The following is a 21,544-nucleotide window of genomic DNA, read 5'->3' as shown; positions in this document are numbered from 1 at the left end:
CTTGATCATTCCTCGGCGCGGAACTGGCGGTGGCAGGCAGCGCAAGTGCCGCCGACGACCTTGAACTGCGCGAGCACCGCTGCGGTGTTGCCCGAACCCGCAATCCCCGCCAGCTTGTCCGCTTCGGCAACCAGCTTGCCCGCAGCGGCATCGAACACGGGCTTCTGCGCCCAGATCGCCGGCAGCGCATCGGTCTTCACGCCCGAGCTCGGCCCGGTGCCAGCCGGAAACAGCCCGCCCTGAAGCCGCGCCGTGGCTGCGAGGGTGCGCGCGGCGGCGAGCAGCTTGGCCTTGTCCGCCCCGCCGCCAAGCTCGTCCTTCAGCGCCTTCATCGCGCCGCCCATCTTCTTGAAATTCGCTTGCCGCGCCGCAATCGTCTCGGCGGGAGAAGCGGCGCTGGCAATCGCGCCACCAGCCACCATCGCGGCGGCAAGGGCCAGCAGGAACATCGGTTTCGCTCGGGTCATCGGCAGTGGTCCTTTCAGTGCGTCAGCGCGAGGCTGGAGGGGGCCTTGTCCGGGTAGACTTCATGGAATGCCGCCTGCACCGTGGCAAGCCCGCCCTCCAGCACTTGCAGTGCGGTCTTGCCCTTCGCGTTGGGAATATCCGCCTTCGCGCCATGCGAGGCGAGCGCGCGCAGCATCGCCGGAAGCTCGGGGAAGAACGGCCCGCCCGCCAGCATGTGCAGCGCGGTTGTCTTGTCCTTGTCGGCGGCATTCGCGTCACCCGCCAGCTCGATCGCCAGTCCGAGCGCCGCCGCGCTGCGCCCTTGCGCGGCGGCCAGCACGAGATTGACGCCCGCCCCGTCGACGAAATGTTCGTCGGCCCCGGCACGGACAAGCTGCCACATCACATCCGCCTGCCCGGCCTTTGCAGCAGCCATCAGCGCGGTCGTCGGCTGGACCGGCGGCGGCGGCATGCCGAAGTTGGCCTCGGTCACCCAGGTGATCTTCGACGGGCCTGACAGCGCATCGACTTCGGCCCCGCGTTCCAGCAGCGCGGCGATCAGGGAGCCCTGCCCTGCCGCCGCCGCGACATGGAGCGGCCGCCGTCCCTGCCTGTCCAGTTCGGCCACATCGCCCCCGCCAAGGCGCACCAGTTCTTCCGCTGCCGCCCAGTTCTTCTGGTAGAGCGCCATCTGCAGCGCGCTGGTGTTCTCCGGCCCGCGATGCTTGACGTCCGATCCTGCCGCGATCAGCGCCGAGGCGACATTGGCCTTGCCGCTCGCCAGGGCGAAGAACAGCGGCGTGAAGCCGTTGGGCGTCTCGCGGTTCACTTGCGCGCCCGACGCCAGAAGGGCGGATACCGCATCGAGCCGACCGGCAGACGCCGCCCACATCAGCGGCGTCTGCCCCCGCGCATCGACACTCTCGACCGCAGCGCCGCGCGCCAGCAGCGCACGCACAGCTTCCACATCGGCAAACCGCGCGCACATCGCCAGCGGCGTCACCGCATCGGGATTGGACTGATCGACGGGAGCCCCCGCCGCCACGAGCGCCGCAACGATGGCGCCATTGCCGCGCTCGCAGGCGAGCAGCAGCGGCGTCACCCCCAGCGCATCCGGCCGGTCGGTCTGCGCACGGGCTTTCAGCAGGACATCGACGAGCGCCGGGTCCTGTGTCTCGACCGCGCGGGCCAGCGGTGTTTCGCCGTATTCCAGAACAGCATTGGCAAGGGCAGCCGCTTTGGGACCGTGCGCCAGCGCCGCCGCCAGCGCCTCGGGATCATCCTCCGCAATCGCGCGCGAAACGGCCTCCACGCCGTGCGCCACCGCGGGCAATGGCGAAAACGCCAGAAGCAACGCCGCCAGCTTACGCATGGGCCAGCCCCGCCAGCGGCCCCGTGCTGTCACCAAACTTCGCCGCCGGCACGTCGAGCAGATTGAGGCCCGTCAGCAGCAGGTTGGACATCGACGTGCCCTTGTCGAAAGCCAGATGCCGCCCGCCCTGCACCAGCCCGCCCGCCACGATCACCGGCAGGTCCATGAAGTCGTGCTCATTGGAATCGCCGAAGGCCGAACCGCGGATCACCAGTGTCGTATCGAGCAGCGACCCCGCCCCGTCGCGGGTCTCCTTCAGCCGCTTCAGAGCATAGGCGAAGAATTCCATGTGGTAGCGGTTGATAACCGCCAGCTTCGCCATCTTGTCCGGGTTCTTGCCGTGATGGCTCAGCATGTGGTGCGAATCCGGCACGCCGATCTCGGGATACGTGCGGTTCGAAATCTCGCGGCCGAGCATGAACGTGGCGACCCGCGTAAGGTCTGCCTGCATGGCGAGCACCTGCAAGTCGATCATCAGCCGCACATGCTCGGCAAAGTCTGCCGGAATGCCCGCCGGCTGGACAAAGCTGCCAGCCTCCGCCTGCGGTCCTTCTGCCGCGCGCTGGATTCGCTTCTCGATCGCGCGCGTCGCATCGAGGTATTCGTCGAGCTTGCGCTTGTCCTCCGCGCCCAGCTGGCCCGAAAGCCGCGCCGCATCTTCGCGCACATAGTCGAGGATCGAGGCTTGCCGCCGCGCCTGCGCCAGCCGGCTCGCGGGATCGAGCGCCTCGCCATCGCCGAACAGCCGCTCGAACACATCGCGCGGATTGGCCATCACCGGCAGCGGCACCGTCGGCGTCAGCCAGGAAATGCCGTTGGTATAGGCGCAGGAATAGTTGATGTCGCAGCTGCCGAGCAGGCTTGCCTGATCGATGCCGAGTTCGAGCGAGGGAATGGTCGTCGTCTCACCCAGATGCGCGGCAAACACCTGATCCATCGAAACGCCGCAGCGGATATCCGGCCCTTCGGTCTGGCGCGCGTGGGCGCCCGTCAGGAACGCCGGGCAAGACCGGCCATGCCCTGCCGGCCGATCGCCGAACGCCGCCGCCTGCGGATGGCCGAGCCCGCTAACCACCACCATGTCGGCGCGGAACGGCTCGAGCGGCGCCAGTGTTGGCGGAAGCACATAGTCAGCCCCCGTCGCGACCGGACGATAGGCGTCCATCGTCATGCCGTTGGGCGTGTAGAACACCGAAAGCCGCTTGGGCCGCGCGCCCGCATCCGCCGCACGCGCCGCCGGGATCATCGCTTCCAGAAATGGGAGCGCCATCGTGGTGCCAAGCCCGCGCAGCACGGTGCGGCGGCTGAGCGAAGGGCGTTTCACGATCATTGGTGCGGTCTCCATCCACCGGCTGCCAGCGCCACCGCCGTCGGCGCGGCAGGCAGGCGGCGCAGCGTGAAACCGGGGCTCATCACGATGCCCTTGATGATTGTCTGCACCCGCCAGTCATCCTTCGCCGCATCGCGCGCAATGGCGCGCACCGCCGGCATATCCTGCGGACCCAGCCCGCGCCCGAGCGCATACGTCATCAGCCGCTCGGTGAAGGCCCGCGCAAATTCCTCGCGCCGATCGAGCAGGATCTGTTGCAGCCCGGCAAAGCCCTTGAACGCCGTCCCGTCTGCCAGCACCGCCCCGGCATCGATCACCTGCCCGGCATCCTGCGTCCGCCAAGCGCCTACCGCGTCGAAGTTTTCGAGCGCAAAGCCCAGCGGGTCCATCCGCTGGTGGCACGAAGCGCAGGCCGGGTTGGCGCGGTGCAGCTCCAACTGTTCGCGCGCGGTGAGCAGCTTGCCGTCATGCTCGGCCTTCAAGGCGGGCACATCGGCCGGCGGCGGCGGCGGCGGCGAAGCGAGCAGGTTGTCGAGGATCCACTTGCCGCGCTTGACCACCGAAGTGCGGTTACCATAGCTCGTCACCGTGAGGATGCTCGCCTGCCCCAACAGCCCGCCGCGCGGCAGGTCAGACGAAAGCGCCACCTTGCGGAACGCCGGACCGCGCACGCCCGCGATCCCGTAATGCCGCGCCAGCCGCTCGTTGAGGAACGTGTAGTCGGCGCGCAGGAAGTCCGTCACCGGCCGGTTTGCGGAAAGGACATGCGCGAAGAACATCCGCGTCTCGGTCGCCATCGCGCTGCGCAGCGGCACGTCGAACTGCGGGAACTCGGTAATATCCGGTCGCTGCTGGTCCAGATTGCGCAGATAGAGCCACTGCCCGGCAAAGTTCTCGGTCAGCGCCTCGGCGCGTTTGTCCCCCAGCATCCGCGCAATTTCGGCACCCAGCACGGAGGGCTGGCGCAGCTTCCCCTGCCCCGCCAGCGTCAGCAGCCGTTCGTCCGGAATTGAGCTCCACAGGAACAGCGATAGCCGCGTTGCAAGGTCGTAGTCCGAAACCCGGGCAACGCTGCCAGCCGCGCCTGCTACCGGCGTCTCAACCGCAAACAGGAAGCGCGGCGAAACCAGCAGCGCCTCGATCCCAGCTTCGATACCGCTTTCGAAACCGCCCGCCGCGCGCTCACCCGCATAGATCTTGAGCAGCGGCGAAAGGTCCGCATCGCTCACCGGCCCGCGCCATGCCCGCTTGGCCAGACCGCCAAGGATGCGCTTGGCGCAAGGCGCTTCATCCGCAGCGCGCTTGGGCTGGCAGACAAACACCGCCTTGCGGCTCGCCAACTCCGCATTCCCGCCCGCATCGAACGGCCCCGCCACATCAAGCTGCAGCACATCGCGCGGGAAATTGTGCTGCGAATAGCGCGGGTGAACGCGGAACGAAGGCACCGTCAGCACCCCTGCGCGCTGGCCATCGACCCATACGTCGAGCGGCAAGTCAGCGGGCTTCTCCAGCGGCAACGGCACGTAATCCGTCGTGTTGCGCACCGTCTGCACCGTCTCGTCCGGCCAGGTCTGCCGCCGGAACGAAACCGCCACGCTGTGCACCCCCGCCTTCATGGGGACACGCAGCGCAAAGCGGTCTTCCGGCAGGCGGTCGCTTTCGTTGTTGGTGTTCGAATTGAGCCAGACCGCGATGTCGTAAGCGCCGTCCCAGCGTGCGGTATAGCGCACCGCCGTCCCGCCACGCGAACCGAGCGGCAGGTCTGCCCCAGCGCGTTCGTTGTAAGCGGGGATGCCGGTGTTCATCACCGAACCGTCCTTGGCGACCTGCCATGTCGTCACGAAATCCCGCTTGGGCACAAGGCCGGTCGCCAGCCGCGCGGCCTTGCCCGCCACTGCGACATATCGCTCCATCAGGGTCGGCGAGACGCTCAGCACATCGGCAATGTTGTCGAAACCGAAACCGGAATTGTCAGGCGGCAAGGCACCCGCGAAGTCGCCCTCAATGCCGAGCAGATCGCGCACCGCATTGGCATATTCGCGCCGATTGAGCCGCCGTACCGGCGCTGCACCGGGATCGGGATGCGCCATGACATACTGCGCGCGGCCCTCATCCAGCCACGCAACGAAATCGGCGCGCTGGGCGGGATCGGGCTGCTTCTTGGAATGCGGCGGCATCTCGCCCGCCGCCACGCGGCGCAGGATCTTCTCCCAGGCCTCGGCATTCCGCCCCTCTGCCACATCGCTCGCCTTCAGCCCGTCGACCGAAAGGCCCGCAACATGGTCGAAATCGTTGTGACAGCGCGAGCAATAATCGGCCAGCATCGGCTCGATCAGGGCGGCCCGGCTTTCGCCCAGCGAGGGGCCGGAAGCAGGCACGGCGGTTGTCGTGACCGGATCATCGGCAGCGGCATAGAGACACGAGGCCGAGACCAGCGCGCTCAGCGCCAGCACCCCACGCCCGAAAGAAATCCGCCGCAAAACCTCGACCAAACGCCTGCCCCTGAACTGACCTGCTCCTGACCTGCCACGCCTGTGTACACCAGCATGACGGCAAGGCCACTGCCCTATCTACCGCACTGCAGCACGTCCATTGCCATAAAGCGGACAGGGGGTAGCGATTAATCGCGTGGGGTGCCCGGATAAAGCGGACCACATCGCCCAAACCATTTTCCTACAAGCACTTCTGCCGCTATCTGGTCCGGCGTCCCCCATTCCCCGAAAGGACGCTTCCATGCCTTCCCAGCCTCTTGCGCCCGCCACGCGCCGCTATGTCGCGCTCGCCCGCCCGACCTTCCTCTATGTGATGTACGCGATGATTCTCTGGGCGATCCCGCTCGGCCTGCTCGGAGCCATGCGCCCGGCTGCCGCGCAGGCGATGACAGCCGCGATGACAGCCTATTTCGTCGGCCTGCCGGAGCCGCTCTATGCGCTCTTCGGCGCGGCGTACCTCGGCTACACAGCAGCGCGCCAGTTCGGCAAATCGCGCGGCACAGATCAGTAAAAAGCACCTGCTTGGTTAGTTTCGAGTAATGTTTACGTGCTATCACGACCAGCAATATGGACGCACACCGCATCTTCCTCGCCCGTCGGCCCACAGCACGCCGCCTTGGCCTCGTCAGCGCTGCCGCAGCGCTGGCGATGCTGTTGGGCGGCTGCGAGGACCGCGTGAGCGCGCTTGAAGAGCGGGTCACGGCTGTCGAAGCGAAGGCCGATGCGGCCGAAAAGAAGGCCAAGGCAGCCGAATCGCTCGCCGCCACCAACCAGCCGCAGGCAATCTCTCAGCCTGAGCCGGTGGTGCAGAACGACGACAATCCCGATGGCGACGATCCCAATGCGTCGATCGACGATGGCGGCGATCCGCCGCCCCCGCCACCGATGGCGGACAACGGCAAGGGCTGATCCAGCCCACCGCGCAGGGCAGGCTTGCGCCGGCAGGCCCACGCTCTATCAGGGCTCCCTACAGCGTTTTTGCTTTCGCGGAGCCCGCCATGACCGAGACCGTTTTCGTCCTCAACGGCCCCAATCTCAACCTGCTCGGCACGCGCGAGCCTGAGATCTACGGCTCGGCCACGCTCGACGATATCGCCGGCATGCTGGAAGACCGCGCGCGTGAACTGGGCCTTGAAATAGACCTGCGCCAGTCGAACCACGAAGGCCATCTCGTTGATTGGCTTCATGAAGCGCAGGCGGTCGGGGCCAAGGCTGTGCTGCTCAACGCAGGCGCCTTCACCCATACCAGCGTCGCGCTCCACGATGCGATCAAGGCAATCCGCACCCCGGTGATCGAGGTCCACCTTTCGAACCCGCACACGCGTGAGGCGTTCCGCCACAAGTCCTATGTCGGCATGGCCGCCAAGGCGACGATCGCGGGGTTCGGCCCCCTCAGCTACCTCCTCGCCCTCGAAGGCGCGCACCGCCTCTAGCGCCCCGGCCCAAAGGGGCCAGAACGGGCTTTTCCACGCCGCGTTTACCGGTTTTCCTTGCCTCTGAAGAGCGCGGCGGGCATGGAACCCGCTTTGGATACGTATACCCGCGAGGACAATAAAATGGGGCATGACCGCGGCGACGAGGGCGCCAAGATGGCCATCGACAGCGCACTGGTGCGCGAACTGGCCGAACTCCTTTCCGATACCGGCCTGACCGAGATCGAAGTCGAGGACGGCACGCGCAAGATCCGCGTCGCCCGCACGATCACCGCCGCGCCGGTCGCAACTTATGCGCCCGCGCCCGTTGCCGCCCCTGCTCCGGCTCCTGCCGCCGCCCCTGCTGCTGCTGCCGAAGCACCCGCCGCTGAAACGCATGCCAACGCGCTGCGCTCGCCGATGGTCGGCACCGCCTACCTCACTCCGGAACCGGGCGCCGCGCCGTTCATTTCGGTCGGCTCCACGGTCAAGGCCGGTGACACGCTGCTCATCGTCGAGGCGATGAAGGTGATGAACCCGATCACCGCCCCCACCGGCGGCAAGATCACCGCGATCCTGGTCGAAAACGCGCAGCCGGTCGAATTCGACCAGCCGCTCGTCGTCATCGTCTGAGCGCGCTGATCCCATGGCCATTTCCCGCCTGCTGATCGCCAACCGCGGCGAGATCGCGCTGCGCATCCACCGCGCCGCGCACGAAATGGGGATCGAGACGGTCGCGGTGCACTCCACCGCCGATGCCGACGCGATGCACGTGCGTCTGGCCGACCACGCCGTCTGCATCGGGCCGCCGGCTGCGAAGGACAGCTATCTCAACATGGCCGCGATCATCTCCGCGGCCGAGATCACCCATGCCGACGCGATCCATCCCGGTTACGGCTTCCTTTCGGAAAACGCCAAGTTCGCCGATATCGTCGAAGCGCATGACATCACGTGGATCGGGCCCAAGCCCGAACACATCCGCACGATGGGCGACAAGATCGAAGCCAAGCGCACCGCCGGCGCGCTCGGCCTGCCGCTCGTTCCCGGCTCTGACGGCGCGGTTTCCGATATCAAGGAAGCCAAGGAAATCGCCGAGGCCGCCGGCTATCCGGTGATCATCAAGGCGGCGTCCGGCGGCGGCGGGCGCGGCATGAAGGTGTGCAACAGCCCCGACCAGCTCGAAACGCTGATGCAGCAGGCCGGCAGCGAGGCGAAGGCCGCGTTTGGCGATGCCACCGTCTATATCGAGAAGTACCTCGGCAATCCGCGCCACATCGAATTCCAGGTCTTCGGCGATGGCAACGGCAATGCCATCCACCTCGGCGAACGCGACTGCTCGCTGCAGCGCCGCCACCAGAAGGTGCTGGAAGAAGCCCCCTCGCCCGTCATCTCCTCCGAAGAGCGCAACCGCATGGGCGGCATCGTGGCGAAGGCCATGGCCGACATGGGCTACCGCGGCGCGGGCACGATCGAGTTCCTGTGGGAAAACGGCGAGTTCTACTTCATCGAGATGAACACCCGCCTGCAGGTGGAGCATCCCGTCACCGAAGCGATCACCGGCGTCGATCTCGTGCGCGAGCAGATCCGCATTGCCGACGGCAAGCCGCTTTCGGTCAAGCAGGAAGAGATCGAGTTCAAGGGCCACGCGATCGAGTGCCGCATCAACGCGGAAGACCCGTTCAACTTCACCCCCTCGCCCGGCCTTGTCACCAGCTACCACGCGGCAGGCGGCATGCACGTGCGCGTCGATAGCGGCCTCTACGCCGGCTACCGTATCCCGCCGTACTACGATTCGATGATCGCCAAGCTCATCGTCTCGGGCCGGACCCGCGAAGGCTGCATCATGCGCCTCAAGCGCGCGCTGGAGGAAATGGTGATCGGCGGCGTCAAGACCTCGATCCCCCTCCACCAGAAACTGCTGACCGACCCGCACTTCCTCGATGGGGACTACTCGATCAAGTATCTGGAGCAGTGGCTCTCGGAAGATGCCTGACTAAAGTCCACCAATTCATTGGATCGAGGTAATATCGCGTTGCATAAGGAAGGGCGCGCTATGATTTATCGGCGGACCGAGATCACCTTGGTAGCAATTTTTTTGCTATCCGCTTGTTCGAGCGCTGACAAAGAAGGTCAGTCTTTGACTTCGGAAAAGTCAAATAGCCTAGCCAGTGAAACCTCATCCGATGGTAACACTATCACGTCTGCCGAAGGCCGTGCCTACAAAATCGAGCAGGCAACAACGATCAAGCCAAACGAACTTCCTACAAATTCCGATTTCAAAATGGCCGATAAAGATATCACGAAGTACGCAAGAAAAATATGCGGACTCGACGCGGGAACAAAGGGCACCCCCATCGATCGATGTGATGTTTTCGTGCAACCAGACATCGGCGGAACTATAATTGGATATGCGGCCCTCATTCAGGACCCTTCAGGCGTTCGACTTGAAAGCGCGCTACAGCTCAATGAAAAGAAGGTTGGCCTTGCGTCTTCTGGCTGTGGAATATCGGGAGATTTGTACACCATGGACGGCCCAAGGGTGACAGACGCATCCAAAGATTTCGTAAGTCAGATTTCCTATTCTGCGTGGGAAAAAACCCCAGGAAATTGGCTCGTTACCACGACTGAATCGGATGGTAATATTGACGAAAATTCAAACGCCGCATTTGGCACTTGGTACATAAAGCGGACAGGCGACAAACTCCAAATCAATCAAGAGAGGTGGAATTACTGCTATCCATCAAATGTTGAGGTTAACATAGATGACATATTCTACCGCGTATTGACCTTGAACCAAATTCACTAGAGAATTTATTTTAAAATGACATCTTTTCTTATCTGAAAGGTATCTCTCCCCCTAAACCCGCCCCTCGATCGCGTCCCAGATCATCCCCGCCGTATCGGTCCCGTTGAACCGGTCGATCGCCACAATCCCCGTCGGCGAAGTCACGTTGATCTCGGTGAGCCACTTGCCGCCGATCACGTCGATGCCGACGAAGATCAGCCCCAGCCGCTTCAGCTCCGGCCCCAGCGCGGCGCAGATTTCCTGTTCTTCCGCCGTCAGTTCGGTCTTCTCGGCATAGCCGCCGACAGCAAGGTTTGAGCGGAATTCGCCCTCGCCCGGCTTGCGGTTGATTGCGCCCGCCACTTCGCCGTCGACCAGCACGATGCGCTTATCGCCCTTGGCCACGTCCGGGAGGAAGGCTTGCACCATGTGCGGCTCAGGCCAGGTCTGGTTGAACACCTCGATCAGCGCGCCGAGGTTCTCGCCCTCTTCGGAAACGCGGAAGATCGCCTTGCCGCCGTTGCCGTGGATCGGCTTCACCACCACCGCACCGTGGCGCTTCTGGAATTCGCGGACTTCCTCCACCGAGCGCGTCACCAGCGTCGGCGGCATGAAGCGCCGGTAATCGAGCACCATCACCTTCTCGGGCGCGTTCCGCACGCTGCGGGGGTTGTTCACCACCAGCGTCTCGCTCTCGATCCGCTCCAGCAGGTGCGTCGCGGTGATATAGCCCATGTGGAACGGCGGATCCTGCCGCATCAGCACCACGTCGATATCGCGCCCCAGATCGAGCCGCCGCGCCTCGCCCGCCTTGTAGTGATCGCCAGCCACGCGCTGCACCGTCACCGGCACGGCCTGCGCGGTCAGCCGGTCATTCTCGTCGAGCGTCAGCGCGCCGACGTCGTAGTGATAGACCTCGTGCCCCCGAGCCTGCGCCGCCAGCATCAGCGCAAAGGAGCTGTCGCCGTTGATGTTGATCGAAGCAAGCGGGTCCATCTGGACGGCAACGCGAAGAGTCATGGCAAGGGCAATCCGTTAGCAGCAAGTGAGGGGTAATCCGCAGCAGCGCCTTAATGCCGTTTCTGCGCCTGCGCGACCATAAACGCGCCATGCCGGAACAGCTTCGGCATTCACATCACCAGGGACCAGACCACATGCGCAAAACCCTTACCGCCATCGCCTGCACCGCCGCCGTTCTCGGCTGGACTGCCACCGCCTCGGCCAATCCCGATACGCACCCGACCGATCACCCGAAGGACGGCGAGCACAAGGACGGCCATGAGGGCGACCACAAGGACGGTCACGATGGTGAGCACAAGGATGGTGAGCACAAGGATGGCCACCCCAAGCACTGAGGTCTGACGTCACGCGCCGGGTTGCCACGCATTGGCAATCCGGCGCGGCCAGTGCCCGGGGGCGATCAGGATCACGTCGATCCGCACATCGTCGCCCGGCTTGGCATAGCGGGCGCTGAGCGCTTCGGCCGCGCGCGCAACCCGCCGCAGCCGCCGCGCATCGATGGCATTGTCCAGCGCGGCCCCGGTTGAACGCCACTTCACCTCGACAAACGCCACGCACCGCCCCTTGCGCGCGATGATATCCACCTCGCCCGCCCCGATCCGCTGGCGTTTGGCGAGAATGCGCCAGCCCAGCAGCCAGAGATACCACGCCGCAAGGTTTTCCCCGCGCCGCCCCTTCCGTTCGGCCTCCTGCCTGCTCACCCCTTCAGTTCCAGCGCCCGCGCATAGAGCGCCTTCCTGTCCAGCCCATGCGCCTTGGCCACTTGCGCCGCTGCCTTGGAGACCGGCAAGTCCGCCAGCGCCGCCAACAGCTGCGCATCGATATCCGCCTCGCCCGGCGCTTCAGGAGCACCGGGTGGCCCGGCCAGCAGCACGATCTCGCCCTTCGGCGGATGCGCGGTGTAGTGCGCGCTCAGTTCCTCTGCCGTCCCGGTGCGGCATTCCTCGTGCAGCTTGGTCAGTTCGCGCGCGACGGCGATTTCTCGCCCCGGCATGATCCGCGCCATCGCCTCCAGCGAAGCGACGAGCCGCGGCCCGGTCTCGTAGAACACGAGGGTGGCGGGAACCGCCGCCATCTCTGCCAGCACATCCCCGCGCGCCTTGTCCTTGCTCGGCAGGAAGCCGGCGAACAGGAAGCGGTCGGTTGGCAGGCCCGCCAGCGTCAGCGCTGCCACCATTGCGCTCGGCCCGGGGATCGTCGTCACCGCAATCCCGCGCGCGCGCGCCTCGCGCACCAGCCGGTAGCCCGGATCGGAGATCAGCGGCGTGCCCGCATCGGAGACGAGCGCCACCGGGCTACGCGTCATCTCCCCCAGCAGCGCCTCGCGCGCGGCGTCGCTCGCGTGATCGTCATAGCGGCGCAGCGGCCGCTTGATTCCAAGGTGGTGCAAGAGCTTGCCGGTCACCCGCGTATCCTCGCAGGCGACAACGGCGCAGCCCGAAAGCACCTCGATTGCCCGCCGACTGACGTCACCGAGATTGCCAATCGGAGTCGCGACTATATAGAGACCGGGTACAAGCATTTGCGTAGTCATGCTTAGACCAATGGACCGGCTACCAGGGAGCGGCAAGCCAATGATGTTCGGAAGCGGTGGGGCAGCGGTTCGGCGCCTCCGGCATTGGGCGATGTGCGCTGGCTTCGCGCTGCTCGCAGGCTGCGCCGTGATTCCCAAGCCCGCCGCGCCGCCGCCGCCGCCAAAGCCGGTCGAAGTGGCCCCCGATGCCAATGTCCTGCCCACGGACGCTGACCGCCACCGTGTCGCCCTGCTCGTGCCGATGAGCGGCCCCAACGCCCCTGTCGGCCAGGCCATCGCCAATGCGACGACGATGGCGCTGCTCGATACCAATGCCGACAACGTCCGCATCACGACGTACGATACCGCGCTTGGTGCCGGCCTTGCCGCCAACAAGGCGATCCTCGATGGCAACCGCCTGATCCTTGGCCCGCTGCTGGCGGATGAAGTGGTGGCCGTGGCCAGCGTCGCCCGCCCGGCCAAGGTGCCGATGATAACCTATTCGAACGACGCGACCGTGGCGGACCGCGACGTCTTCGTGCTCGGACAAGTCCCGGCACAGGCGATCGCGCGCGTGGTCGGCTTCGCGCAAGAAAAGGGGATCAAGTCGATCGGCGCGATCATCCCGACCGGCGCCTACGGACAGCGCGTGTCCTCCGCACTGATGGTCGCGGCCCGTTCGCGCGGGATCACCGTCACCTCGATCGAGAGCTACGACCGTTCCAACACCTCGGTCTCCAGCGCCGTGCGCCGCGTCCTCGTCAAGGGACCGGTCGGCGCGCTGCTGATCGGCGATAGCGGCCGCATCGCGTTGATGGCCGCGCCTGCAGCCGCCGGCACGCAGTTGCTCGGCACCGAACTGTGGAACGGCGACGCCGCAATCGCCAAGAGCCCCGCGATGCGCGGCGCATGGTTTGCCGCGGTTTCAGACAAGCGCTTCGGCCAGTTCGAGCAGTCCTACCGCACCCGCTTCGGCGCCTCGCCGTCGCGCCTTGCCACGCTGGGCTACGATTCCGTGCTGCTCACGCTCAACGTTGCGCGGGGGTGGAAGCCGGGCACGCTGTTCCCCACCGCCAAGCTCTACACGCGCGACGGCTTCATCGGGCTCGACGGGGTGTTCCGCTTCGATCCCAACGGTGTCGCCGAACGCGCGATGGAAGTGCGCGAAGTTGGTGCGGGCACCTTCGTGACTGCAAGCCCGGCACCAGCGAAGTTCAACCCCTGAGGTTGCTTTTTCCCCTCCCCCGGTCGGGGGAGGCCGGGTGGGGGCGCGCGGCGCTTGCCGAAAAGGCAGAGCCCCCTCCCCCCCCCCGGCGGGGAGGGGCGACGCGCCACTGCGATTCTCACAAAACCCCGGGATAAGCGCCATCCCCCCATTGCCCCCGGAATCGGCCATGTTCTATAGCCGTTCCCATGGCTGATGACCTGTTCGACAAGCTGCCCGGGCGCTCGCCTGAGGAAACCTACGATGGTTCCGCGATCGAGGTGCTGGAGGGGCTGGAGCCCGTCCGCCGCCGCCCCGGCATGTACATCGGCGGGATCGACGAGCGCGCACTCCACCACCTCGCTGCCGAAGTGCTCGACAACGCGATGGACGAGGCTGTCGCAGGCCACGCCAACCGCATCGAAGTCACGCTCGAGGAAGGGCCGGACGGCACTGCGGGCAAGATCACGATCACCGACAACGGCCGCGGCATGCCGGTGGACGAGCACCCGAAGTATCCGGGCAAGTCCGCGCTCGAAGTCATCCTCACCATGCTCCATTCGGGCGGCAAGTTCTCCGGCAAGGCCTATGCGACCTCGGGCGGCCTCCACGGCGTCGGCATCTCGGTGGTCAACGCGCTTTCGGTGCTCACCCGCATCGAAGTGGCGCGAAACAAGGAGCTCTACGCGCAGGAATTCTCGCGCGGGCTGCCCACCACTGCCCTCCAGCGCGTCGGAGCGGCCCCCAACCGGCGCGGTACCAGCGTCACCTTCATCCCCGATGGCGAGATCTTCGGCGCCGAAGCGCGCTTCAAGCCCGCGCGCCTGTTCCGCCTCGTCCGATCCAAGGCTTATCTCTTTGCGGGCGTCGAAATCCGCTGGAAATGCGCGCCCTCGCTAATCGCCGGGACGGACATTCCCGCCGAGGCCACCTTCCAATTCCCCGGCGGCCTTGCCGATCACCTTGCCGAACAAGTCGCGGGCCGCGAATGCGTCACCTCGGTGCCCTTCACCGGCAGCCAGGAATTCCCCGCAGGGCCGGGCGGCGAGGAAATGGGCCGCGCCGAATGGGCCATCGCCTGGCCGCTGTGGTCCGATGGCTCCTACAGCTGGTACTGCAACACCATCCCCACGCCGGATGGCGGCACGCATGAAGCGGGCCTGCGCGCCGCGCTCACCAAGGGCATCCGCGCGTTCGGCGAACTCGTCGGCCAGAAGAAGGCCAAGGACATTGCGCCCGAGGACATGCTGACGGGCAGCGAGATCATGCTCTCGCTGTTCATTCGCGATCCCCAGTTCCAGAGCCAGACCAAGGACCGCCTGACCAGCCCCGAAGCCGCGCGCATGGTCGAGACCGCGATGCGCGATCACTTCGATCACTTCCTCACCGACAACATGGAGCGCGGCAAGGCGCTGCTCGGCGCGGTGATGGAGCGCATGGACGAGCGCCTGCGCCGCAAGGCGGAGCGCGAGGTCAAGCGCAAGACCGCCACCAACGCGCGCAAGCTGCGCCTCCCCGGCAAGCTCACCGATTGCAGCGGCGAAGGGGACGGCGAGACCGAACTGTTCATCGTCGAAGGTGACAGCGCGGGCGGCAGCGCCAAGCACGCGCGCGACCGCAAGACGCAGGCGATCCTCCCCATTCGCGGCAAGATCCTCAACGTCGCCAGCGCCAGCGCCGACAAGATCCGCGCCAACGCCGAAATCGCCGATCTCGCGCTCGCGCTCGGCTGCGGGATGCGCAAGGACTGCAACGCCGATGCACTGCGCTACGACCGCATCATCATCATGACCGACGCCGACGTTGACGGCGCGCACATCGCCACGCTGCTGATGACATTCTTCTTCCAGGAAATGCCCGAGATCGTCCGGCGCGGGCACCTCTACCTCGCCCAGCCGCCGCTCTACCGCCTCACCAGCGGCGCCACTTCGGTCTACGCCAAGGACGACGCGCACCGCGCCGAACTCGAAGCGACCAGGTTCAAGGGCAAGAAAGTCGAAGTCGGCCGCTTCAAGGGTCTCGGCGAAATGAACCCGCAGCAGCTGCGCGAGACGACGATGGCCCCCGCCAGCCGCAGTCTTATCCGCATCACCCTGCCGCCTGAATACGAAGGCCGCGCCGCAGTGAAAGACCTCGTCGACCGCCTCATGGGCCGCGACCCCGCCCAGCGCTTCATGTTCATCCAGAACCGCGCCGGCGAACTCGATCCGGAGTTGATCGACGCTTGACCGAGCCCGAGCCCTTCAGCCGATTTTAACCGCACCTTCCGGGTTTCAACCTAGCCCCGGTCAAACTCCGTCGCAGCCTCCACGCGCCTAGAACCTGCCCGATATCCGCCGCGCAGTCCCGCGTGGCGGCAGCTACGGGCTCTATCGGCATGAATTATCTCAGGAACGCTCCGATCGGACGCAAGCTCGCGATGTTGTTCGCTGTGCTGTCGCTGGTCATCGTTGCCGCGATCGGCACCATGGTCTGGCGCATGAACGCGATGCGCGGCGCCGAAATCGAAATCGCGGAGGACCATGTTCCCCAGGCGCTTTCGGCAGACAAGATCAACATCGCCATGGCCGAGTTCGAGAACGCGCTGCGTGCGCATCTCCTCGCCGCCGATGAATATGAACGCGCCGATGCCGAAGCCTCGATTGCCAAGAACCAGAAGATCATCAGCACCGAAACCGCGGCGTTCGAATCGACCGACCTCGACGACAAGGAAAAGTCCTACCTCAAGGACTTCAAGACCGGCTGGCAGCAGATGAGTCAGGATACCAGCCAGATCATCCAGCTCTCGTCAGAAAGCCGCACCGCCGAAGCACTCGCCCGCCTCGCCACCTCGAGCGAGCCAGTCGAGAAGACCACCAAGGCGCTCGCCGATCTCGCCACCTACCAGAAGTCGCATATCGACCACGCGGTCGCGGCTGCTGCAATGGGCTATCAGGTTGCCCTGTGGACCGGCATCATCGCCGCGTTGCTTCTGCTCGGAACGCTTGGCGGCATCTACTTCATGATGGTCGGCCTTGTGGCGCGGCCCGTCGGCAAGATCACCCATGCGATCCAGGACCTCGCTGACGGGCGCCTCGACGGCATGTTGCAGCTTGACGATACGCAGGACGAAGTTGGCGCGCTGGGCCGGGCCATGCGCGGCCTGCAGGATCAGCTTGTCCGCGCCGAAAAGAGCAAGTCCGAACAAGTCGAGCTCATCGTCGGCACGCTTGGCGCCGCGCTTGCCCGGTTCAAGGAAGGCGATCTTTCGGCCCGCGTGAACGCCGCGCTCGAAGGCCCGTTCGGCCGCCTGAAGACCGATTTCAACGCCATGGCGAGCGAACTCGAGCAGATCATCGGTTCGGTCGCGGGGACCGCCACCAGCGTGCAAACCGGCTCGACCGAGATCCGCGCGGCGTCCGACGATCTTGCCAGCCGCACCGAGCAGCAGGCGGCCAGCCTCGAATCCGCGGCCAACGCCATGCGTGAAGTCACCGCCAAGGTCGAACAAAGCGCGCATAACGCCGGTGCGGTGCGTGAGACCATCGTGCGCGCCACCGAACGCGCCAACTCTGGCGGCGATGTGGTCAAGCGGGCGGTCGGCGCGATGGATTCGATCGTCGACAGCTCCAAGCAGATCACCCAGATCATTGATCTCATTGATGGCATTGCCTTCCAGACCAATCTCCTCGCCTTGAACGCAGGCGTCGAGGCAGCGCGTGCTGGCGAGGCAGGCCGCGGCTTCGCGGTGGTTGCAAACGAAGTCCGCGCGCTCGCCCAGCGCTCGGCCGAAGCCGCGCGCGACATCAAGGGCCTTATCAGCGGCAGCGCGCAGCATGTCGAACTGGGTGTCCACCTCGTCGGCGAGACCGGCGAGGCGCTCGATGCGATCATCAACCAGGTGGCCGAAATCGGCGCGCTGGTCGAAGGCATCGCCACGGCAGCTGTCGATCAGGCAACAAGCATTTCCAAGGTCAACGTGACCATGAGCGAGCTTGACCGGATGACCCAGCAGAACGCCGCGATGGTCGAGGAAAGCGCAGCAGCCTCGCGCAATCTTTCGGGTCAGGCGGCCAATCTCGCCAACCTCGTCTCACGCTTCCGCGGCGCCGGAATCTCGGCTTCTGGAGGCAGCTTCGGCACGCCTGCCCCCATGCGGTCGGCACCGATGCCCGCTTCGATGGCCCCGCGTCCGAGTGCCGGCGGAGCACCTGCACCGGTCCACGGCAACCTCGCGCTCAAGCTTGGCGAGGACAACTGGTCCGAATTCTGATGTCCCGCTTGGCCCCTGCGTCTTGTGCGAAGGCGTGGGGGTCTCGGCCGGCCGGGATCAGTCCTGGCCGGCCGTCCCGTCTCCGTCACCAGCTTTTGCCGCCTTGAAATCGAAGCGGATGCGCACCCACGTGCCGAGCTGTGCCTTGCCGTCCACCCGCGGCGGCCTGACAAGGAACTGCCACGCCGCCTGCCGCAGCGCGCGTGCGAGGCCCGATCCGCGCGGGCTTTCGTCCACCTCGCGGCAATCCTCGACATGATAACGCTCGACCGTGCGGCAGATAATCATCGCCCAGTCGCCGCTGGAGCCTCCTCGCGCTGCGCTCATGTAGGGCGACATTTCCGCCCGCGTCGGCTCGCGGTACCATTCCGCATTGTAAACGCGCGCACCACCCGGCCCCTCGCCGGTGCCTTCGGCATTGCCGCCGCCGCCCGCAGAAGCCCCGGCCTGACCGCCACCGCCAGCCGGCTTGATCCGGCTGATATCCGCCTTCGCGATGTCCTCGCGGCTCAGCTTGATGAAGCCCGGGGGCCATTCGACCTGATTCTTGCTGGGAATCTCGATGCGCGGCGGCAGCTTGGGCGGCGGTGTGGTCACCGTCTGCACCTGCTCCTGCTTCTGATCCTGCTTGGGCGCGGCCTTTGCCTTTTCCTTTTCGGCAGAGGGCGGCGAAATGTTCACCGCGACGAGCTGGCCGCCCGGTTCGCCGCCGCCGCCCGTCACGCTGCTCATGATCAACAGGACAAAGACGAGGAACACCCCGACCAGCACCGCCAGCACGAACGATATCACCCGGTCCCGGCGCGACGGAGCGTAGCGCGCGGCGCTGACAGCGGGAGTGGATGCCATGGCGCCCGCCTACACGCGCGGGCGCGGAGCGGCAACGGGGCCGCTTGTAACCAAGTGTCACTTCCCCGCACCTTTGTGGCGGTTCAGCCCACTTGCCAGCCCCGCCCGCACGCCCTATCCCTTAAGCAACCGGTTAAGAAGCTCGAGGATGTCCATGCGTTTTGAAGGCACCAGCAACTACGTCGCCACCGATGATCTCAAGGTGGCAGTCAACGCCGCGGTGCTGCTGCGCCGCCCCCTGCTGGTGAAGGGTGAACCCGGCACCGGCAAGACCGTCCTCGCCCATGAAATCGCCAAGGCCGTCGGCGCGCCGCTGATCGAGTGGAACGTGAAGTCCACCACCAAGGCGCAGCAGGGCCTCTACGAATACGACGCGGTCGCCCGCCTGCGCGATGGCCAGCTTGGCGATCCGCGCGTGCACGAGATTTCGAACTACATCCGCAAGGGCAAGCTGTGGGAGGCCTTCACCTCGCCGCAGCTGCCGGTTCTCCTCATCGACGAGATCGACAAGGCCGATATCGAGTTCCCGAACGATCTCCTGCAGGAACTCGACCGGATGAGCTTCGACGTCTACGAGACGCACGAGACGATCGCCGCCAAGGAGCGCCCGATCGTCGTCATCACCTCGAACAACGAGAAGGAACTGCCCGACGCGTTCCTGCGCCGCTGCTTCTTCCACTACATCAAGTTCCCCGACCGGCAGACGATGCAGTCGATCATCGACGTGCACTTCCCCGGCATCCAGAAGACCCTCGTCGCCAAGGCAATGGACATCTTCTACGAAGTCCGAGAAGTCCCCGGCCTCAAGAAGAAGCCGAGCACGTCGGAACTGCTCGACTGGCTCAAGCTCCTCCTCAACGAGGACATGCCGCTCGACGTCCTGCAGAACCGCGATCCCACCAAGGCGATCCCGCCGCTCCACGGCGCGCTGCTAAAGAACGAGCAGGACGTGATGCTGTTCGAACGCCTGGCGTTCATGGCAAGGCGGCCATCGAACTGACCTTGGCGGACTGACACCTCGGACCATGGCGAAGCGGCGGCTTTCCCTACTGGTGCCCGCCGCGCTTGCCTCGGCCGCGTCACCTGCATCAGCGCAGGATTCAGCCAGCCAGAAGGGGCTGATCATCGCGGATGTCGCCGCGCCCTGGCTCCATTCCGGGTCGGGCATTGACGTGCCGCCGAAGCTTGGGAACCTTCTGCGCGATACGATCCAGCAGAACGGCGATCAGCAGCTTGATGTCTCGGTAGGCTACCGCGTGGCAGATGCGAGCACGATCTTCACGCTCTACATTTTCCGTGCATGGCAGCCCACCGCACCAGTCTGGTTCAGCCAGATCGATGCCGTCATGCATTCGGACAGCACCGCCAAGCGGCTCGGCGGACCGCTTGAGGCAGACCCGATCATTACCGCCTTCGCCCCGCCCGGCCAGAAGGGTGCGACGGCGCTGCGGTCGGCATACTCGGTCAAGAGCGACCACTTCAAATCCACCGGCAGCGCCGTGATCCCTGCGGGCGACTGGCTGGTCACGGTGCGCATGAGCTCGACGAAGCTCGACAAGGCCGCGCTCGATGTCGCGCTGACTGAAGCAGTCGCCACCCTCGCAATCCCCAGCCCGAAGCGCGAGGCTGATCCTGCGGTGCTCATCGCGCCTTGTCCCGCCGCCATGCGCCTCAAGACCGCCAAGCGCGTCATACCAGACATGATGGACTCGCTGCTGAGCGGGATCGAATCGTCAAAAGCTACAACGGAGCAAGTCAACGGGACTGGAGGCAAACCGGCGGAATCCTCCCGACCCATCGTGTGGTGCCGCGATGCCAGTTCCACGCCATTCTATGGGGTCTATCGTGATACCGGCTCCAGCAAGCCTGGCTATTTCATGGCGCTAGGTGATGCGGGCATTGCCGCCGATGTCCAACCCAGCCTTGCCGGGCTGGTCCACAACACGAAGCGCATCGCCGTCATCCTGCACATGCTCGACCGCGACTACAGCTTCGCGCCGTTCAACGAAGTGCCGACACCGGCACAGGTCCTCGAGGTCGTCCAGAGTGACCAGCCGATCGGTTCGACCGACCGTTCCGGACACACGACCATCACGGTCACGAAATAGCCGCCGCGCGGCGGGAGACCTAATCCCGCGGCCCGAGCTGTTCCAGCTCCACTTCGGCATACATCTTCTGCACCGCCGGGCGCGCCTTGATCTGGTCGATCCAGCGCACCAGCCCCGGCGTCGCTTCCTTGTTCACCAGTTCGGCAAAGCCCACCTGCATCCCGTTCGCGATGGCGAAGTTGCAGATGTCCGCCAGCGTATATTGCTCCGGCACCAGCCACTCATGCTCGCGAAGGTGCGCGTCGAGCCGCTCAACCGAATAGGCGATCTTGCGCATTTCCTCGTCGAGCATGTCCTGCGGAAAGCCCTCACGCGCGCGGCGCCACTTCACCTGCTGCTCGATGACAGGAATGGCGGCGACCTTTTCCTCGAACTCCGCGTCCGAGAGGCCCTTCACCATGTTGCCCACGTAGCGGTGCCAGCCGATGGTCGAGACGCACCAGCAGAAATACTCGTCGACCCACTTGGTCCAGACCCGCATCTGCGCCTTGCCGTAGGACGTGGCCGGACGCAGCGAGACTTCGGTCGGATACTCGTCTTCCAGATACTCGCAGATCACCGTGCTCTCGGTGATGACATGCTCGCCGTCGACAAGCGCTGGCACCTGCCCGTGCGGGTTGATCGCCTTGAACCAGTCGGTATGGTGCTCGAACTTCGCGGGATCGAGCCGGTTCTTCTCGAACGGCAGCCCCTTCTCATAGAGCGTGAGCAGCGGCTTCATCGAGTTGGCAGCAGGGCCGAAACTGTAGAGCTTGAGCAT

21 protein-coding genes are annotated in these 21,544 nt (G+C 65.4%); 12 read left to right on the top strand and 9 right to left on the bottom strand.

Features of this window, described 5'->3' with window-relative positions; all coding sequences use genetic code 11:
* Positions 1 to 5: 5 nt before the first annotated feature.
* From NSE01_RS12545 to NSE01_RS12530, 4 genes are read right to left on the bottom strand one after another with little or no spacing between them, the layout of a single operon-like run.
* Positions 6 to 467, bottom strand: coding sequence for a c-type cytochrome (locus tag NSE01_RS12545; RefSeq protein WP_147159978.1), 462 nt, complete (start codon positions 465 to 467; stop codon positions 6 to 8).
* Positions 468 to 481: 14 nt separating this feature from the next.
* Positions 482 to 1,819 (bottom strand): ankyrin repeat domain-containing protein, encoded by a 1,338-nt coding sequence (locus NSE01_RS12540; protein WP_147159977.1) that lies wholly within the window; start codon positions 1,817 to 1,819, stop codon positions 482 to 484.
* The gene (locus tag NSE01_RS12535) at positions 1,812 to 3,149 is read right to left on the bottom strand and encodes a DUF1552 domain-containing protein (protein WP_147159976.1); all 1,338 of its coding nucleotides are present in this window, start codon (positions 3,147 to 3,149) and stop codon (positions 1,812 to 1,814) included. The genes NSE01_RS12540 and NSE01_RS12535 overlap by 8 nt, the downstream gene beginning before the upstream one ends.
* A complete protein-coding gene (locus NSE01_RS12530) occupies positions 3,146 to 5,641 on the bottom strand; it encodes a DUF1592 domain-containing protein (RefSeq protein WP_174812044.1) in 2,496 nt (831 codons plus the stop codon). Before NSE01_RS12530 ends, NSE01_RS12535 begins: the two co-directional genes overlap by 4 nt.
* A gap of 241 nt (positions 5,642 to 5,882) precedes the next feature.
* On the opposite strand from NSE01_RS12530, the gene NSE01_RS12525 reads away from it, so the two are divergent.
* The 6 genes from NSE01_RS12525 (at position 5,883) to NSE01_RS12500 (ending at position 9,859) form a co-directional block, all read left to right on the top strand.
* Entirely contained in the window at positions 5,883 to 6,152 is a 270-nt protein-coding gene (locus NSE01_RS12525) for a 3TM-type holin (RefSeq protein ID WP_147159974.1), read from the top strand.
* Positions 6,153 to 6,208: 56 nt separating this feature from the next.
* The gene (locus tag NSE01_RS12520) at positions 6,209 to 6,550 is read left to right on the top strand and encodes a hypothetical protein (RefSeq protein ID WP_147159973.1); all 342 of its coding nucleotides are present in this window, start codon (positions 6,209 to 6,211) and stop codon (positions 6,548 to 6,550) included.
* Positions 6,551 to 6,639: 89 nt separating this feature from the next.
* A complete protein-coding gene (gene aroQ / locus NSE01_RS12515; RefSeq protein ID WP_147159972.1) occupies positions 6,640 to 7,074 on the top strand; it encodes a type II 3-dehydroquinate dehydratase in 435 nt (144 codons plus the stop codon).
* A 123-nt stretch (positions 7,075 to 7,197) separates the two neighbouring features.
* A complete protein-coding gene (gene accB, locus NSE01_RS12510) occupies positions 7,198 to 7,686 on the top strand; it encodes an acetyl-CoA carboxylase biotin carboxyl carrier protein (protein WP_147159971.1) in 489 nt (162 codons plus the stop codon).
* Between the two features lie 13 nt (positions 7,687 to 7,699).
* Positions 7,700 to 9,046, top strand: coding sequence for an acetyl-CoA carboxylase biotin carboxylase subunit (gene accC / locus NSE01_RS12505; protein WP_147159970.1), 1,347 nt, complete (start codon positions 7,700 to 7,702; stop codon positions 9,044 to 9,046).
* A gap of 60 nt (positions 9,047 to 9,106) precedes the next feature.
* Positions 9,107 to 9,859, top strand: coding sequence for a hypothetical protein (locus NSE01_RS12500; RefSeq protein WP_147159969.1), 753 nt, complete (start codon positions 9,107 to 9,109; stop codon positions 9,857 to 9,859).
* Between the two features lie 51 nt (positions 9,860 to 9,910).
* Here the strand turns inward: NSE01_RS12500 and gshB are convergent, their stop codons facing one another.
* Positions 9,911 to 10,858, bottom strand: a complete 948-nt coding sequence (gene gshB, locus NSE01_RS12495) for a glutathione synthase (RefSeq protein WP_147159968.1) — start codon at positions 10,856 to 10,858, stop codon at positions 9,911 to 9,913.
* A gap of 134 nt (positions 10,859 to 10,992) precedes the next feature.
* On the opposite strand from gshB, the gene NSE01_RS12490 reads away from it, so the two are divergent.
* Positions 10,993 to 11,193, top strand: a complete 201-nt coding sequence (locus NSE01_RS12490) for a hypothetical protein (protein ID WP_147159967.1) — start codon at positions 10,993 to 10,995, stop codon at positions 11,191 to 11,193.
* A 9-nt stretch (positions 11,194 to 11,202) separates the two neighbouring features.
* On the opposite strand, the gene NSE01_RS12485 is transcribed toward NSE01_RS12490, so the two are convergent.
* Together NSE01_RS12485 and rsmI are read right to left on the bottom strand one after the other, a co-directional pair.
* On the bottom strand, positions 11,203 to 11,559 hold the full coding sequence (locus NSE01_RS12485; protein WP_147159966.1) for a YraN family protein: 357 nt from the start codon (positions 11,557 to 11,559) through the stop codon (positions 11,203 to 11,205).
* The gene (rsmI, locus tag NSE01_RS12480) at positions 11,556 to 12,380 is read right to left on the bottom strand and encodes a 16S rRNA (cytidine(1402)-2'-O)-methyltransferase (protein WP_246135195.1); all 825 of its coding nucleotides are present in this window, start codon (positions 12,378 to 12,380) and stop codon (positions 11,556 to 11,558) included. Before rsmI ends, NSE01_RS12485 begins: the two co-directional genes overlap by 4 nt.
* Before the next feature lie 52 nt (positions 12,381 to 12,432).
* Here rsmI and NSE01_RS12475 point away from each other — a divergent pair, with 52 nt between their 5' ends.
* The 3 genes from NSE01_RS12475 (at position 12,433) to NSE01_RS12465 (ending at position 17,827) form a co-directional block, all read left to right on the top strand.
* Complete coding sequence (locus NSE01_RS12475; RefSeq protein ID WP_246135194.1) at positions 12,433 to 13,596, top strand: penicillin-binding protein activator; 1,164 nt, start codon at positions 12,433 to 12,435, stop codon at positions 13,594 to 13,596.
* Between the two features lie 188 nt (positions 13,597 to 13,784).
* Positions 13,785 to 15,803 carry a DNA topoisomerase IV subunit B gene (locus NSE01_RS12470; RefSeq protein WP_147159964.1) on the top strand — a complete coding sequence of 673 codons (2,019 nt, stop codon included), beginning with the start codon at positions 13,785 to 13,787 and terminating at the stop codon, positions 15,801 to 15,803.
* A 149-nt stretch (positions 15,804 to 15,952) separates the two neighbouring features.
* The gene (locus NSE01_RS12465) at positions 15,953 to 17,827 is read left to right on the top strand and encodes a methyl-accepting chemotaxis protein (RefSeq protein ID WP_147159963.1); all 1,875 of its coding nucleotides are present in this window, start codon (positions 15,953 to 15,955) and stop codon (positions 17,825 to 17,827) included.
* A gap of 57 nt (positions 17,828 to 17,884) precedes the next feature.
* On the opposite strand, the gene NSE01_RS12460 is transcribed toward NSE01_RS12465, so the two are convergent.
* Positions 17,885 to 18,676: a hypothetical protein gene (locus NSE01_RS12460; RefSeq protein ID WP_147159962.1), complete on the bottom strand. Its 792-nt coding sequence runs from the start codon at positions 18,674 to 18,676 to the stop codon at positions 17,885 to 17,887.
* 154 nt (positions 18,677 to 18,830) lie between these two features.
* Between NSE01_RS12460 and NSE01_RS12455 the strand changes: the two genes are divergently transcribed.
* Together NSE01_RS12455 and NSE01_RS12450 are read left to right on the top strand one after the other, a co-directional pair.
* The gene (locus NSE01_RS12455) at positions 18,831 to 19,676 is read left to right on the top strand and encodes an AAA family ATPase (protein ID WP_147160054.1); all 846 of its coding nucleotides are present in this window, start codon (positions 18,831 to 18,833) and stop codon (positions 19,674 to 19,676) included.
* 25 nt (positions 19,677 to 19,701) lie between these two features.
* On the top strand, positions 19,702 to 20,784 hold the full coding sequence (locus NSE01_RS12450; protein WP_147159961.1) for a hypothetical protein: 1,083 nt from the start codon (positions 19,702 to 19,704) through the stop codon (positions 20,782 to 20,784).
* 19 nt (positions 20,785 to 20,803) lie between these two features.
* Here the strand turns inward: NSE01_RS12450 and NSE01_RS12445 are convergent, their stop codons facing one another.
* Complete coding sequence (locus NSE01_RS12445) at positions 20,804 to 21,544, bottom strand: glutathione S-transferase family protein (RefSeq protein ID WP_147159960.1); 741 nt, start codon at positions 21,542 to 21,544, stop codon at positions 20,804 to 20,806.

Source organism: Novosphingobium sediminis, from assembly GCF_007991615.1.
In the GTDB taxonomy this organism is placed as follows: Bacteria; Pseudomonadota; Alphaproteobacteria; order Sphingomonadales; family Sphingomonadaceae; genus Novosphingobium; species Novosphingobium sediminis.
The sequence above is the reverse complement of the archived record's forward strand: the minus strand, read 5'-3'. Positions and strand labels throughout refer to the sequence as shown.

Bases quoted from the DNA above. Each gene is read 5' to 3' on its own strand.
- accC (WP_147159970.1), top strand. From the start codon at position 7,700: ATGGCCATTTCCCGCCTGCTGATCGCCAACCGCGGCGAGATCGCGCTG.
- aroQ (WP_147159972.1), top strand. From the start codon at position 6,640: ATGACCGAGACCGTTTTCGTCCTCAACGGCCCCAATCTCAACCTGCTC.
- NSE01_RS12545 (WP_147159978.1), bottom strand. From the start codon at position 467: ATGACCCGAGCGAAACCGATGTTCCTGCTGGCCCTTGCCGCCGCGATG.
- NSE01_RS12540 (WP_147159977.1), bottom strand. From the start codon at position 1,819: ATGCGTAAGCTGGCGGCGTTGCTTCTGGCGTTTTCGCCATTGCCCGCG.
- NSE01_RS12445 (WP_147159960.1), bottom strand. From the start codon at position 21,544: ATGCTCAAGCTCTACAGTTTCGGCCCTGCTGCCAACTCGATGAAGCCG.
- NSE01_RS12490 (WP_147159967.1), top strand. From the start codon at position 10,993: ATGCGCAAAACCCTTACCGCCATCGCCTGCACCGCCGCCGTTCTCGGC.
- NSE01_RS12525 (WP_147159974.1), top strand. From the start codon at position 5,883: ATGCCTTCCCAGCCTCTTGCGCCCGCCACGCGCCGCTATGTCGCGCTC.
- NSE01_RS12520 (WP_147159973.1), top strand. From the start codon at position 6,209: ATGGACGCACACCGCATCTTCCTCGCCCGTCGGCCCACAGCACGCCGC.
- NSE01_RS12500 (WP_147159969.1), top strand. From the start codon at position 9,107: ATGATTTATCGGCGGACCGAGATCACCTTGGTAGCAATTTTTTTGCTA.
- rsmI (WP_246135195.1), bottom strand. From the start codon at position 12,380: ATGCTTGTACCCGGTCTCTATATAGTCGCGACTCCGATTGGCAATCTC.
- NSE01_RS12475 (WP_246135194.1), top strand. From the start codon at position 12,433: ATGATGTTCGGAAGCGGTGGGGCAGCGGTTCGGCGCCTCCGGCATTGG.
- NSE01_RS12535 (WP_147159976.1), bottom strand. From the start codon at position 3,149: ATGATCGTGAAACGCCCTTCGCTCAGCCGCCGCACCGTGCTGCGCGGG.
- NSE01_RS12465 (WP_147159963.1), top strand. From the start codon at position 15,953: ATGAATTATCTCAGGAACGCTCCGATCGGACGCAAGCTCGCGATGTTG.
- accB (WP_147159971.1), top strand. From the start codon at position 7,198: ATGGGGCATGACCGCGGCGACGAGGGCGCCAAGATGGCCATCGACAGC.
- NSE01_RS12450 (WP_147159961.1), top strand. From the start codon at position 19,702: ATGGCGAAGCGGCGGCTTTCCCTACTGGTGCCCGCCGCGCTTGCCTCG.
- NSE01_RS12470 (WP_147159964.1), top strand. From the start codon at position 13,785: ATGGCTGATGACCTGTTCGACAAGCTGCCCGGGCGCTCGCCTGAGGAA.
- NSE01_RS12455 (WP_147160054.1), top strand. From the start codon at position 18,831: ATGCGTTTTGAAGGCACCAGCAACTACGTCGCCACCGATGATCTCAAG.
- gshB (WP_147159968.1), bottom strand. From the start codon at position 10,858: ATGACTCTTCGCGTTGCCGTCCAGATGGACCCGCTTGCTTCGATCAAC.
- NSE01_RS12460 (WP_147159962.1), bottom strand. From the start codon at position 18,676: ATGGCATCCACTCCCGCTGTCAGCGCCGCGCGCTACGCTCCGTCGCGC.